Origin of the sequence: Solimonas flava DSM 18980, from assembly GCF_000426685.1 — a bacterium.
GTDB lineage: Bacteria > Pseudomonadota > Gammaproteobacteria > Nevskiales > Nevskiaceae > Solimonas > Solimonas flava.
Map to the genome: position 1 here is coordinate 441,982 of NZ_AUFV01000003.1, position 12,982 is coordinate 454,963.

Genomic DNA, 12,982 nt, shown 5'->3' on the forward strand with positions numbered 1-12,982 from the left:
TAGAGTCGCGCTTCGCCTTCACGAGATTGCCGCCGATGCCGCTGCGCCGCTCCGTCGCCGTCCTGATCCTGTGCCCGCTGCTTGCCCATTGCGGCTCCGGCGGCGATGCCGCGCCGGAAGCCGGGCCGCCGGCGGCCGGCGTCTTCGAAGGCGGCACCGGCGCCGGCGCCGCGCCGATCGCGGGCCTGCAATACCGCTCCGCCGATGTTGTCGGCACGACCGATGCCGAAGGCCGCTTCGAATACCGGCCGGGCCGGCCGCTGCGCCTGTCGATCGGCGACGTGCGGCTCGGCGAAAGCGACGGCGGCGCCGTCGTCACGCCGTACGCGCTGGCCGGCGGCTGTGCGTACCCGCCGCCGCTGCGCCGCCTCGCGCGCTTCCTCTACAGCCTCGATACCGACGGCGACGCCGGCAACGGCCTGCAACTGCCGGATGTTGCGGCCGTCGCCGAGCCGCTGCCGATCGCCGCGCTGTCCGACGCCGACCTGGAGGCGCGCGTCCGCGCCTGGCGCGGTACCGCCGACGGGCTGACCGACGAGCGCAGCGCGGTCGACGCCTTCGTCGCGGCGCTCGACGGCGAAGCCTGGACGCAGGACAGCATGGCCTACTTCGGCGTGCAGACGCTGCTGCGCTCGCAGGGCCTGGCGCACGACGGCCAGAGCTGGTTCTTCTCGTGGCGTTACGGGCTGCAGCGCACCGACGCGCAATACCGCGCCGAGGCCGGCGACCTGTCGGCGATCCCGTCCGCGCTGCGCGATCAGGGCAGCAATCACATCGGCGACGTCGACGTGCTCGACGGCACGCTCTACGTGCCGATCGAGGACGACGCCTACGCCCATCCGCTGATCGCGCTGTACGACGCGCAGACGCTGGCCTATCGCGGCCAGGCCCATGCGCTGGCACCGCATCAGGCGCACGTCGCATGGGTCGCGCTCGATGCCGCGCGGCGCGTCGCCTACAGCGGCGACTGGTCGCAGATGGACCGGCTCAACGTCTACGATCTCGATCATGAATTCACTTGGCTGCGCGCGCTGCCGCTGGGCGCGACGCTCGATCGCATCCAGGGCGGCGAGGTCTACGAAGGCGCGCTCTACCTGACGCGCGACGACGCTGCCAAGACCGTCTACAAGATCAATCTCGACACCGGCACGGCGCTGCCGCTGTTCACGCTCGTGCCCGACGCCTCCGGCGCGCTCGGCGAGATGGAAGGCGTGGCGATGCGCCGGCTCGACGACGGCACGGCGATGCACACGATCGACCTCAAGGCCAGCTACCTCGGCGCCAACTTCCGCCACTTCCGCCGCACGCAGCCGCCGAACCGGCAGCGCTGGTGCAGCTGAAGCGAGCCGCCGGCCGATGCTATGGTGCGGGGCCGATCCGCAACGACCGCCGCCGATGAAAGACTGCATCCTGCACAACCCGCGCTGCTCGAAGAGCCGCGAAACGCTCCAGCTGCTGCAGGCGCACGGCGTCGAGCTGCCGGTCGTCGAATACCTGCAGCAGCCGCTGGCGAAGGCCGAGCTGCGCGAGCTGTGCCGGCGGCTCGGCGTCAGGCCGCTCGACATCGTGCGCACCAAGGAAGAACTGTTCGCCGAACTCGGACTGGCCAGGGACAACGGCTACAGCGACGAGCAATGGCTCGACGTGCTGGCGAGCCATCCGAAACTGATGGAGCGGCCGATCGTCGTCTACCGCGGCCGCGCCGCGATCGGGCGGCCGCCGGAGAACGTGCTCAAGCTGCTTTGACCCGCCGCGCGAGCTGCCGCAGTGCCGGGCGCAGCGTCAGGTACAGCAGCGCGGCGGCGAACGGCGCGAGCAGCGCCCAGACGCAGATGCCGTAGAGCGCGACGCGGCCGTAGTCGACGACGAACTGCAGCGGGTCGGTCTGGAAGCGGGCGAGCAGTTCGCCGACCGAGAAGATCGGCACGTGCGCCTGCCCGAACAGCGTCTCGCCGGCGCGGTAGAACGGCAGCAGCAAGGCCACGTGCAGCGGCGTCAGCAGGTAGTTCGCGAGCTGCATTACCGGCTGGTTGAGGCGCAGCCAGATCGCCGCGAGCGCGCACAGGAAGGTGGTCGCGCCGAGGATCGGAAAGACGCCGAGCACGGTCGCCAGCGCCAGCGTCAGCGCGATCCGGTCCGGCGTGATGCCCTGGCGCAGCTGCGCGACGACCGGGTCGACGAGGCGGCGCTGCCAGATCGAGCGATGGGCGGCGCCGCTCATCGCGCGCGCCGCAGCAGCAGATCGTCGACGCCGGCGCCGCGCGGCAGCCGCCACAGCTGGATCAGCACGTAGCCCGCCATGGCGATGTTGCCGAGCGCGAAGATCGCGACCAGCCACAAGGCGCGCGCCGGGTACGAGCGCTCCTTGTACGTGACCCACAGCCAGAACGTGAAGAAGGCGAGATAGGTGTCGACCAGCGTGGCGACGAACCACGGGTGGCCGACCACCGCGCGCGGCGTCTGCCAGAGCGGCACCTGCAGGCTCGCCCAGCCGGTCGCGGCGACGATCGCCAGCAGGATCAGCGTGAAGATCAGTTTGAGGGTGCCCGTCATCCGCGCCTCCGTCGCCCGGTGCGTGCATCGTAGACGCGAACCATTGCCTGGTCGCGGCGCAGCGTGATCTGCATCAGGTCGATGCTGCCGACGCGAAAGCCGCATTCGCAATACGCCAGGTAGTAGCGCCACAGGCGCAGGAAGCGCTCGTCGAAGCGGGCGGCGATCGCCTCGCGCTGCGCGAGCACGTTGCGGTGCCAGAAGGCCAGCGTGTCGGCGTAGTCGAGACCGAAGAAACGCGCGTCCTCGGGCTTGAGGCCGGCGCCGAGCGCGAGGTCCTGGAAGCGTCCGGGCGGGCACAGCATGCCGCCGGGGAAGATGTACTTCTGGATGAAATCGCGCTTGCGCCGGTAAGCCTCGAAGATCGTCGGGCTGATGGTGATGCCCTGCAGCGCGGCGATGCCGCCGGGCTTGAGCGCGCGGTGGATGGCCGCGAAGTACGCCGGCCACCAGGCTTCGCCGACCGCCTCGTACATTTCGATCGAGACGACGCGGTCGTAGGTCTCGCGCAGGTCGCGGTAGTCGCGCAGTTCGAAGCGCACGCGCCCGGCGACGCCGGCAGCGGCGGCGCGCGCCTGCGCGTCGGCGAGCTGCTCGGCCGACAGCGTGATCGAGGTGACGCGGCAGCCGTACTGCTGCGCCGCATGGATCGCGAAGCCGCCCCAGCCGGAGCCGATCTCGAGCAGATGGTGCTCCGGCTGCAGCTGCAGGCGTTCGGCCATCGCTCGGAACTTGGCGCGCTGCGCGCGCGCCAGCGTGCTGCCGTCGTCGTTCTCGTCGGCGGCTCGCGTCGCCGATCCTTCGCGGCGCGGGAACAGCGCCGACGAGTACGCCATGGTCTCGTCGAGCCAGAGCCGGTAGAAGTCGTTGCCGAGGTCGTAGTGGTGGGCGATGTTGGCGCGCGCCTGGCGGCGCGTGTTGGCGCGCAGGCGGTGGCCGAGCCAGCCGGACAGCCGGCCGAGCGGATTCTTCTCGTACGGGCCGCGGTAGTGCGGCTCGTTGCGGTACAGCACCATCAGCAAGGCCGTGAGGTCGGGCGAATCCCAGTGGCCCGCCATGTAGGCTTCGCCGAAGCCGACTTCGCCGCCGCGCAGCACCTGAGCGACCAGCGCCGCCGAGCGCACCTGCAGCACGCCGTGCGGTCCCGGCTCGCGGCCGCGCAGGTGGCGCGTCTCGCCGTTCGGCAGCGTCACGTCGAGGCTGCCGACGCGCAGGCCGCCGAGCATGTAGAGCATCGCGCGCAGGCGCAGGCCGATGCCGCCGGGGCGCAGCGCCGCGGGCAGCGGCGGCGAGAAGGCGTCGGGCGGCAGCGGGGTGTCGAGGCCGGCACGCGCCTGCAGTTCGGATTCGCTCATCTTGGGGCTCCGTCTGGAAAAGGTCTTCGGCGTAGGGATGTCGGGTCGTTCAGCGGATGCCGGGCGGCGACGGCCGGGCATGGACGCGGGCACCGCGCAGCCACAGTTTCAGGGCCTGCCAGTGGATCGCGCCGAGCACCTTCAGGGCCAGCCACGGCAGGCGCGCGACTGCGCGCACGATCGTCGCGTCGCGCAGCGGCACGCGGCTGCCGGTGATCGTCGCGTCGAGCCGCGGCTGCGCGCCGTGTTCGAGGGCGATGTGCACGCGCAGGCGGGCGCCGGGTTCGTCGAGCGCGAAGCGGTAGCGGCCGGCCAGATCGAAGAACGGCGAGACGTGGAAGCCCTTGTCCTGCGCCGGCATCTCGCCGTACGGCAGCGGCGCGCCGCCGCGCGCGAGCAGGTAGCTGTGCCGCTCGCCGAAGGTATTGCGCACTTCGGCGATCACGGCCCGCAGCGAGCCGTCGGCGTGCTCGCAGTACCACAGGCTCAGCGGATTGAAGGCGTGGCCGAGCACGCGCGGAAAGGCGAGCAGGCGGATGCGGCCGCCGTCGAGGGCGATGCCGTGGCGCTGCAGCAGCGTCTCGGCCCAGGCGCGCAGGCCGCGCCCGTCGCCGTGGTCGGCGTCGTGCAGCGACAGCAGATTGAAGCGATTGTGCGAGAAGCCGCGCAGGCGGCCGGCCAGCTCGTCGACGCGATCGACGTCGACAAACAGATAGAACACGCGGTAGACGAAGCGGTAGAACGGCGCGACGCGGCGCCGGTGCATGACGCGCGCTTCGTACAGGCAGCCGGCTTCGCCGCGCGGCGTCACAGGCGCGCCCATCGCGGCAGGCAGGCGGCATCGAGGCCCTGCACGGCGCGCAGTCCGGATTTCAGGCCGTCCTCGTGAAAGCCGTAACCCGTCCAGGCGCCCGCCCACCAGATGCCGCGGCGGCCCTGGATCTGCGGCAGGCGCTGCTGGGCGCGGATCGTCTGCGGCCGGTACTGCGGGTGCGCGTAGTGCGTCCGGTACAGCACCGTGCCGGCGCGCGGCGGCCGCGGCGGGTTGAGCGTGACGATGTACGGCGTCGCCTCGGTGAGCCGCTGCAGCGGATTCATCCAGTAGCTGACGCCGATCGGCGCGTCGTCGAGCGCGTCGTGCGCGAGCAGCGCGTTCCAGCTCGACCAGGCCCAGCGCCGGCGCGGCATCAGGCCGGTGTCGGTGTGCAGATAGGCGACGTTGTCGGCATACGGCACGTCGCCGAGCACGGCGCGCTCGGCGGCGTCGGCGTCGGCCAGCAGGCGCAGCGCCTGATCGCTGTGCGTGGCGCAGACCACGGCGTCGTAGCGGGTCTCGCGGTCTTCGCTGCGCACCCAGACGCCGCCGTCGCCGCGGCGCAGCGCCGTCACCGGCAGGCCGCTGCGCAGCTCGCCGGCGAAGCCGCGCAACAGCGCGTCGACGTAGCGGCGCGAGCCGCCGGCCACGGTCTGCCACTGCGGCCGCCGGTAGACGTTGAGCAGGCCGTGCGCGTCGAAGAAGCGCGCGAAAGCGGGCAGCGGAAAGGCCATCGTGCCGGCCGTCGACGTGCTCCAGATCGGGCCGGCCATCGCCGCCACGTAGCGCACGCGCAGGCTCATCGGATAGCGGCCGCGCTCCAGGAACTCGCCGAGCGTGATGTCGGGCAGCGTGTCCGCGGCGAGGCGTCGCTTGATCTCGGCATTGAAGCGCGCGATCGCCGCCAGCATGCGCCAGTGCTCGGCCGAGACGAGCAGCGAGGGCTGCGCGAAGACCTTCAGCAGGTTCTCGTCGCCGGCCCATTCGACGCGGCCGCCGGCGACCGAGACGCCGAGCGACATGTCGGTGTCCCGGCGGGCGACGCCGAGCGCGTCGAGCAGGCCGTAGAAGTTCGGGTAGTTGACCGGATTGCAGACGATGAAGCCGGTGTCGATCGCCAGCGGTCCGCGCGGCGTGTCGACCGTCACCGTGTTGCTGTGGCCGCCCGCACGCGCGTCCTGCTCGTAGAGCACGACGTCGTGCCGGTGCGCGAGGCACCAGGCGGCCGAGAGTCCGGAAATGCCCGAGCCGATGACGGCGATCTTCATGGAGGAACCACCTGCCCCTGCGATGACCTGTGCCGGCCAATACGCGCCGCGCCGGCGTATGGATGCAGGTCGCCGCTCCGGCGGGCGAAACGGCGGGCGAAACGGCGGGGGAGGACGGTGCGGCGGACGCAGTGCGCGGGCGGCGCAGACGCGAAAACGGCCGCATGAAGCGGCCGTCAGCGCGCCGTCGGGGCGCGGACCCGATGAACCGGGGTTTAGCGCGCCAGCGGCTCCAGTGCCGGCCAGACGGTGTCGAGCAGCCGGTCCTGCACGGCGGCGGTCGGATGGATGCCGTCGTCCTGGAACGCGGACGGATCGGCGGCGATCGGCGCGAGCAGGAACGGCACCAGCGTCGCACGCTGCGCTTTGGCGACGAGGCCGAAGCTGGCGGTGAACTGCGCCACGTAATCTGGCCCGTAGTTGCTCGGCAGCAGCATCTCGAACACGGCGGCGCGCGCACCGGCCTGGCGCGACAGGCCGACCAGCTGCGTGAGGTTGTCGCGCAGCCTGGCGATCGGCAGCGCGCGCAGGCCGTCGTTGCCGCCGAGTTCGATCAGCACCACCTTCGGCCGGTGCCGGGCGAGCAGCGCCGGCAGCCGCGCCAGACCGCCGGCCGTGGTCTCGCCGCTGACGCTGGCATTGACGACCCGCGCGTTATAGCCTCGGTCGCGCAGGCGCTGCTGCAGCAGCGCGACCCAGCCGCGCGACTGCGGGATACCGTAGGCCGCGCTGATGCTGTCGCCCAGGACCAGCCAGACCGGCGCGTCGCCGCCGGCGGGCGCGTTCGCGGCGGCTGCCGCGTCGGCCGCGGCCGCGAAGGGCACGGCGCACAGCAGCAGGCAGCCGATCAGGACTTGCGTGGAGAAACGTTTCAGCATGGCTTCGAACATTGCCGTTCGCGCAACAGGAGTGGTCAAGCAGGTTAGCAGCGGCGGCCAGCCGCTGACGATCCTCGATGGCGTCGAGCTGACGATCGCCGCCGGCGAATCGCTGGCGATCGTCGGCAGCAGCGGCTCCGGCAAGACCACGCTGCTGTCGCTGCTCGCCGGTCTCGACCTGCCGACGCGCGGCGAGATCGAGCTGGCCGGCACTTCGCTGACCGGGCTCGACGAGGACGCCCGCGCGCAGCTGCGTGCCGGCCGCGTCGGCTTCGTGTTCCAGTCGTTCCAGCTGCTGGCCGGCTTCACCGCGCTCGAGAACGTCATGCTGCCGGCCGAACTTGCTGGCCTCGATGATCCGCAGGCGCGGGCGCGCGCCGCACTCGATCGCGTCGGCCTCGCCGCGCGGCTCGATCACTATCCGCAGCAGCTGTCGGGCGGCGAGCAGCAGCGCGTGGCGCTGGCGCGCGCGTTCTGCGGCGAGCCGCAGATCCTGTTCGCCGACGAGCCGACCGGCAATCTCGACACCGCGACCGGCGCGCGCGTCATCGAACTGCTGTTCGAGCTGAATCGCGCGCAGGGCACGACGCTGGTGCTGGTCACGCACGACCTCCAGCTCGCCGCGCGCTGCGCGCGCCGCGTGACGCTGGCCGGCGGACGGCTGCAGACATGAGAGGCACGACGCCGGCCGGTGCTTTCGCGTTCGCCCTGCGCCGCCTGCGCCGCGGCTGGCGCTCGGGCGAGCTGCTGATCGTGCTGCTGGCGCTGGCGATCGCGGTCGCCGCGACCGGCTCGGTGCGTCTGTTCACCGAGCGCGTGCGGCAGGCGATCGCCGAGCAGAGCGGCGATACGCTCGGCGCCGATCTCGTCTACCGCTCGCGCGACGCGCTGCCGGCGACGCTGCGTGAGCGCGCCGCCGCGCTCGGTCTGCGCACGCTCGACGTCACGCAGTTCAGCAGCGTGGTGTTCGCCGGCGAGGCCTCGTCGCTGGCGTCGATCAAGGCGGTCGGCGACGGCTATCCGCTGCGCGGCGAGCTGCGTCTGGCGCCGGAGCCGTTCGCACCGGCGCAGGTCGCGCACGGCGCGCCGCCGCCCGGCAGCGCCTGGGTCGACGCGCGTCTCTGGCAGGACCTGCAGCTGGTGCCCGGCGCAACGCTGCAGGCGGGACGGCTGACGCTGCGCGTCGCCGCCAGCGTCGACAACGAACCGGATCGCGGCAACGGCTTCGCCGATCTGGCGCCGCGCCTGATCGTCAACGCCGCCGATCTGCCGGCGAGCGGTCTGCTGACGGTCGGCAGCCGTGCGCAGTACAGCCTCTACGTGGCCGGCGCACGGACCGCGCTCGCGCAGCTGCAGGCTGAGCCGCTGCCGCGCGGCGTGCGCATGGTGACGCCGCAGGACGCGCGTCCGGAACTGCGCAACGCGATCGAGCGCGCCGGCCAGTTCCTCGACATCGCCGTGCTCGCGGCGACGCTGCTGGCCTGCGCGGCGGTGGCGCTGGCGGCGCGCCAGTACGGCGACAAGCTGCGCGACGAGATCGCGCTGCTCAAGTGTCTCGGCGCGCGGCGCGCGTTCCTGACGCAGGCGCTGCTGCTGCAGCTATTGCTGCTCGGGCTCGCCGCCGGGCTCGCCGGCGCGGCGCTCGCCTATCTCGCGCAGGAGGTGCTGGCGCGCGTGCTGGCCGGCCTGATGCAACTGGCGCTGCCGCCGGCGCCGCTGTGGCCGCTGGCCGGCGCGACCGCGCTCGGCCTGCTGCTGCTGCTCGGCTTCGCCGCGCCGCCGCTGCTGGCGGCGCGCAACACGCCGCCGCTGCGCGTGTTCCAGCGCAGCGACGACGGAGGGGCGTCGAGTCGCGCGGTGACGTTGGTCGCGCTGGCGACCGCGGCGGCGCTGCTGTGGTTCGCGACCGGCGACGTCGTGCTGGCCGGCTGGGTGCTCGCCGGCAGCGCCGCGACGCTGGCGGCGCTGAGCCTGGCGGCGTGGCTGCTGGTGCGGGCGCTGACGCCGCTGCGCCGCGCCGCCGGCGGTCGCGGGTTCGCCTGGCGCTTCGGTCTCGGCAATATCGCGCGCCGCCGCGCGGCGACGATCGCGCAGGTGACGGCGCTCGGCCTGGCGCTGCTGGCGCTGCTGCTGGTGTCGGTGGTGCGCGAGGATCTGCTGGCGAGCTGGCAGAAGAAACTGCCGCCGGACACGCCGAACCAGTTCCTCATCAACATCCAGACCGAACAGCTGGCGCCGCTGAAGGATTTCTTCGCCGCGCACGGTTACGCCGACATCACTTTGTGGCCGATGGCGCGCGGCCGCCTCGTCGCGCTCAACGGCCAGGAAGTCACCGCCGAGTCGTTCCCGGACCCGGAGACGCAGCGCTGGATCAATCGCGACTTCAACCTGTCGTGGAGCGACACGCTGAATCCCGACAACCGCATCACCGAAGGCGCGTGGTGGGGCGCGGCCGGGCACGGCCAGCCCTGGCTGTCGGCCGACAAGTACGCGATCGAGCGTCTGAACCTGAAGCTCGGCGACACGCTGACGCTGGATTTCGCCGGCGAGCAGCAGACCTTCACGGTGAAGAATTTCCGCACCGTCGACTGGGACAGCTTCAAGCCGAACTTCTTCCTGCTCGCGCCGGACGGCGCGGTCGCCGATACGGTGCCGCGCCAGTACCTGACGAGTTTCTATCTGCCGGCCGCGCGGCGCGCGCTGCTGCGCGAGCTGATCACGCAGTTCCCGAACGTGACCGTGCTCGACGTCGACGCGCTGATGAGCCAGGTGCGCGGCATCATCGACCGCATCGTGCGCGCGGTGGAATTCATCTTCCTGTTCACGCTCGCCGCCGGGCTCGCGGTGCTGCTCGCGGCGATCGAGGGCACGCGCGCCGAACGCGTGCGCGAGACTGCGCTGCTGCGCACGCTCGGCGCCCGCACCGGCCTGATCGCGCGCGGCCTGCTCGCCGAATACGCGGTGCTCGGCGCGCTGGCCGGCGGCGTCGCGGCGATCGCCGCGCAGACGCTGGCCTGGGTGCTCGCCGCGCAGGTCTTCCACATTCCGTACGGGCCGCGACCGCTGCTGTGGCTGGTCGGCATGGCGAGCGGCGCGCTGATCGTCGCCGTGCTCGGCTGGCTGTCGCTGCGCACGACGCTGCGCACGCCGCCGCGTCGCGTGCTGGTCTGAGCGCTGTGCCCCGGCGCCTGCCGCCCGCGCCGCCGACGGCGGCAGCGGGCGACGGCGGCCGTGCCGTGACGAGTTTCTACCCGCCCATGCCGAATTGTTTAGAATTGCGGCCCCCAAAAGCGGTACCTGCCCGTTCTTTATTCGGAGTGTCCATATGAAGAAGCCCGTCAAGGTCGCCATCACCGGCGCCGCCGGCCAGATCGCCTATTCGCTGATTTTCCGCGTCGCCAGTGGCTCGATGCTGGGTCCCGACCAGCCGGTCATCCTCCAGCTCCTGGACATTCCGGACGCCCTGGAGAAGCTCAAGGGCACGGTGATGGAAGTCGACGACTGCGCCTTCCCGCTGGTTTCGGAAGTGATCGCCTCGGCCGACCCGATGGAAGCCTTCGATGGCACCGACTACGCGCTGCTGGTCGGCGCGCGTCCGCGCGGCCCGGGCATGGAGCGCAAGGATCTGCTCGAAGCCAACGCCAAGATCTTCTCGGTGCAGGGCAAGGCGCTCGACGCCAAGGCCAGCCGTGACGTCAAGGTGCTGGTCGTCGGCAACCCGGCCAACACCAACGCGCTGATCGCGCAGAGCAACGCCAAGTCGCTCGACCCCAAGCAGTTCACCGCGATGGTCCGTCTCGACCACAACCGCGCGCTGAGCCAGCTCGCCGCCAAGACCGGCACCAAGACCACGGACATCGAGAAGATGATCATCTGGGGCAACCACTCGGCGACCCAGTACCCGGACATCAGCCACGCGACGGTCGCCGGCAAGCCGGCCAAGAGCCTCGTCGACCAGGCCTGGATCGAGTCCGACTTCATCCCGACCGTGCAGCAGCGCGGCGCCGCCATCATCAAGGCGCGCGGCCTGTCGTCGGCGGCCTCGGCGGCCTCGTCGGCGGTCGACCACATGCGCGACTGGGCGCTCGGCACCAACGGCAAGTGGGTCAGCATGGGCATTCCGTCGGATGGCTCGTACGGCATCAAGCCGGGCGTCGTCTACGGCTACCCGGTGACCTGCGCCAACGGCAAGTACGAGATCGTGCAGGGCCTGTCGGTCGACGAATTCTCGCGCGGCCGCATGACCGCCACCGAGACCGAACTCCGCGAAGAGCGCGCCGCGATCGAAGAGCTGTTGAAGTAAAGCCTTTCGTCACGCGGCGAGGGCCCCGCGCGTAGCGCGGGATCGCCGCCAGGACGGAAGGCGCCGGCGCGAGCCACCCGGCGAGGTCGCGTGCGCATCGCGCATGGGATCGCCGTCAAGGCGAGTCGCTGCCGGTGCGTCAAGAGAAAGGCCATCTCGTCGGATGGCCTTTCTCGTTTCCGGCGAGGCTTTCGCATGCGTCGCGGCTGGCGCTTGCGCGGCGCCGTCGGCCTGCTAAGGTGCGGCGCCATGGATCTCTACCACTTCGAGAACGGTCACGCGCCGCGCCGGCTGAAGGCGGACGAGCCGGTGCCGGCGACCGGCTTCCTGTGGGCCGATTTCGTGCGCGCCGAAGCGCAGGACTGGGCCTGCTGGGCCGAGCCGATCGTGCGCGCGGCGATCGATCCGCAGCACATCGACGACAGCCGCAATGCCTTGCATCCGTCGTTCTTCGACGGCACGCCCGATTACGACATGCTGCTGTTCCAGGGTCTGGGTCCGGGCCAGGCGCCGTTCCCGCTCGAAGCGCGCACCACGGCCTTCTTCATCTTCAAGCGCGTGCTGGTGACGATCCGTGCGCCGGACAGTGTCAGCATCAACAGCGTCTGCGCGCGCCTGCTCGACTGCCGCCTCAAGGCGCCGGCCGCGCCCCTGCTGCTGACGCATCTGATCCTCGACACCATGGTCGACCGCTTCCTCGCGATCAAGGAGCCGATGGCCCAGACCCTGACCGAGATGCAGGACGACCTGCTCGATCCCGACACCTCGACGACCGACTGGCGGCAGCTGCTCGAAGCGCGCAAGCAGGTGCGGCGCCTGGAGGCGCTGGCCGAGGGCCAGATCGAGGCGCTCGACGCCTGGCGGCGCGGCAGCCAGTTCGACTGGAGCAAGTCCTTCGAGGTGCGCGTGCACGATGTCCTCGAACACGTCACCCGCGTGCTGAACTACGCCAGCGGCCAGGAACGCGATCTGGAGGCCGCCGTGCAGCTGCACTTCGCGTCGGTCGCGCATCGCACCAACAAGATCATGCGCGTGCTGACCGTGCTGTCGGCGATCTTCTTCCCGCTGACGCTGATCGTCGGCATCTACGGCATGAACTTCGAATACATGCCCGAGCTGCACTGGCACTACGGCTACTTCTACGCGCTGGCGCTGCTGGCCGGCATCGGCGGCTCGCTGTACGGGTACTTCAAGACGCGCAAGTTCTTCTGAAAACGCCGGCTACGCCGATTTCGTACAGCGCCGATCGCGCCGGCGCGGCACACTAGCGGCACCGCCTTCGTTCACGGAAACCCCGCATGCTGCAACGCTGCCTGCTGTTGCTGTGCCTGAGCCTGCTCGCCGCCTGCGGCACGACGATCCGCAACAACGTCACCAACGCACCGCAGGCGCCGATGACGGCCAAGCAGTACGTGTTCACGCCGATCACGGTCAGCTCGACCTCGCAGACCGACGATGCCAAGCGCTACAACGAAGAACTGAAGGTCGAGGCGCAGACCCAGCTGGTGACGCTGGTGCGCAGCAAGAAGGCGGTCTGGGTGAAGGCGCCGGCCAAGGCGCCGACGATCGTGGTGACGATCAACGCCAACTACGGCAACCGCGGCATTCGCCTGATCCCGCCGATCTTCCGCGGTCGCGCCGGCCAGGCGCTGATCGCCGTCGACATCCAGCTGCGCGGGCCGGACGGCCACATCCTCTACGCCACGCATACCGAAGGCAAGCTGCGCAGGGGCGTGCTCGGCGGCGACGCGCTGAACGTCGCCAAGCGCACGGTCAGCGACGCCTTCGCGGACTTCGGCAAGCGCCTCTGA

13 protein-coding genes are annotated in these 12,982 nt (G+C 71.1%); 7 read left to right on the top strand and 6 right to left on the bottom strand.

The features are described from left to right. Nucleotides 1–35 precede the first annotated feature (35 nt). Complete coding sequence (locus tag K343_RS0107130; RefSeq protein WP_028007471.1) at nt 36–1,340, top strand: hypothetical protein; 1,305 nt, start codon at nt 36–38, stop codon at nt 1,338–1,340. Between the two features lie 55 nt (nt 1,341–1,395). Further along, complete coding sequence (arsC, locus tag K343_RS0107135) at nt 1,396–1,746, top strand: arsenate reductase (glutaredoxin) (protein WP_028007472.1); 351 nt, start codon at nt 1,396–1,398, stop codon at nt 1,744–1,746. On the opposite strand, the gene K343_RS0107140 is transcribed toward arsC, so the two are convergent. The 6 genes from K343_RS0107140 to K343_RS0107165 all read right to left on the bottom strand — a co-directional run bounded on the left by K343_RS0107140 (nt 1,733) and on the right by K343_RS0107165 (nt 6,868). Further along, nucleotides 1,733–2,221, bottom strand: coding sequence for a DUF2062 domain-containing protein (locus tag K343_RS0107140; RefSeq protein ID WP_028007473.1), 489 nt, complete (start codon nt 2,219–2,221; stop codon nt 1,733–1,735). The two genes, arsC and K343_RS0107140, sit on opposite strands and share 14 nt — an antisense overlap. Then, nucleotides 2,218–2,553, bottom strand: a complete 336-nt coding sequence (locus K343_RS0107145) for a DUF1475 family protein (RefSeq protein WP_028007474.1) — start codon at nt 2,551–2,553, stop codon at nt 2,218–2,220. The genes K343_RS0107140 and K343_RS0107145 overlap by 4 nt, the downstream gene beginning before the upstream one ends. Further along, nucleotides 2,550–3,908: an SAM-dependent methyltransferase gene (locus K343_RS21285; RefSeq protein WP_051278022.1), complete on the bottom strand. Its 1,359-nt coding sequence runs from the start codon at nt 3,906–3,908 to the stop codon at nt 2,550–2,552. The genes K343_RS0107145 and K343_RS21285 overlap by 4 nt, the downstream gene beginning before the upstream one ends. A gap of 49 nt (nt 3,909–3,957) precedes the next feature. Continuing rightward, nucleotides 3,958–4,731 carry a DUF1365 domain-containing protein gene (locus K343_RS0107155; protein WP_043112221.1) on the bottom strand — a complete coding sequence of 258 codons (774 nt, stop codon included), beginning with the start codon at nt 4,729–4,731 and terminating at the stop codon, nt 3,958–3,960. Further along, nucleotides 4,716–5,990 carry an NAD(P)/FAD-dependent oxidoreductase gene (locus K343_RS0107160; protein WP_028007476.1) on the bottom strand — a complete coding sequence of 425 codons (1,275 nt, stop codon included), beginning with the start codon at nt 5,988–5,990 and terminating at the stop codon, nt 4,716–4,718. Before K343_RS0107160 ends, K343_RS0107155 begins: the two co-directional genes overlap by 16 nt. Nucleotides 5,991–6,205: 215 nt before the next feature. Continuing rightward, nucleotides 6,206–6,868, bottom strand: a complete 663-nt coding sequence (locus K343_RS0107165; protein WP_051278023.1) for an arylesterase — start codon at nt 6,866–6,868, stop codon at nt 6,206–6,208. On the opposite strand from K343_RS0107165, the gene K343_RS0107170 reads away from it, so the two are divergent. The 5 genes from K343_RS0107170 (at nt 6,867) to K343_RS0107190 (ending at nt 12,982) form a co-directional block, all read left to right on the top strand. Then, nucleotides 6,867–7,541 (top strand): ABC transporter ATP-binding protein, encoded by a 675-nt coding sequence (locus K343_RS0107170; protein WP_051278024.1) that lies wholly within the window; start codon nt 6,867–6,869, stop codon nt 7,539–7,541. The two genes, K343_RS0107165 and K343_RS0107170, sit on opposite strands and share 2 nt — an antisense overlap. Continuing rightward, nucleotides 7,538–10,039: an ABC transporter permease gene (locus K343_RS0107175; protein ID WP_028007479.1), complete on the top strand. Its 2,502-nt coding sequence runs from the start codon at nt 7,538–7,540 to the stop codon at nt 10,037–10,039. The genes K343_RS0107170 and K343_RS0107175 overlap by 4 nt, the downstream gene beginning before the upstream one ends. Before the next feature lie 154 nt (nt 10,040–10,193). Next, nucleotides 10,194–11,171 (top strand): malate dehydrogenase, encoded by a 978-nt coding sequence (locus K343_RS0107180; RefSeq protein ID WP_020647711.1) that lies wholly within the window; start codon nt 10,194–10,196, stop codon nt 11,169–11,171. 249 nt (nt 11,172–11,420) lie between these two features. After that, the gene (locus tag K343_RS0107185; RefSeq protein ID WP_028007480.1) at nt 11,421–12,383 is read left to right on the top strand and encodes a magnesium transporter CorA family protein; all 963 of its coding nucleotides are present in this window, start codon (nt 11,421–11,423) and stop codon (nt 12,381–12,383) included. Nucleotides 12,384–12,469: 86 nt separating this feature from the next. Next, nucleotides 12,470–12,982: a hypothetical protein gene (locus K343_RS0107190; RefSeq protein ID WP_028007481.1), complete on the top strand. Its 513-nt coding sequence runs from the start codon at nt 12,470–12,472 to the stop codon at nt 12,980–12,982.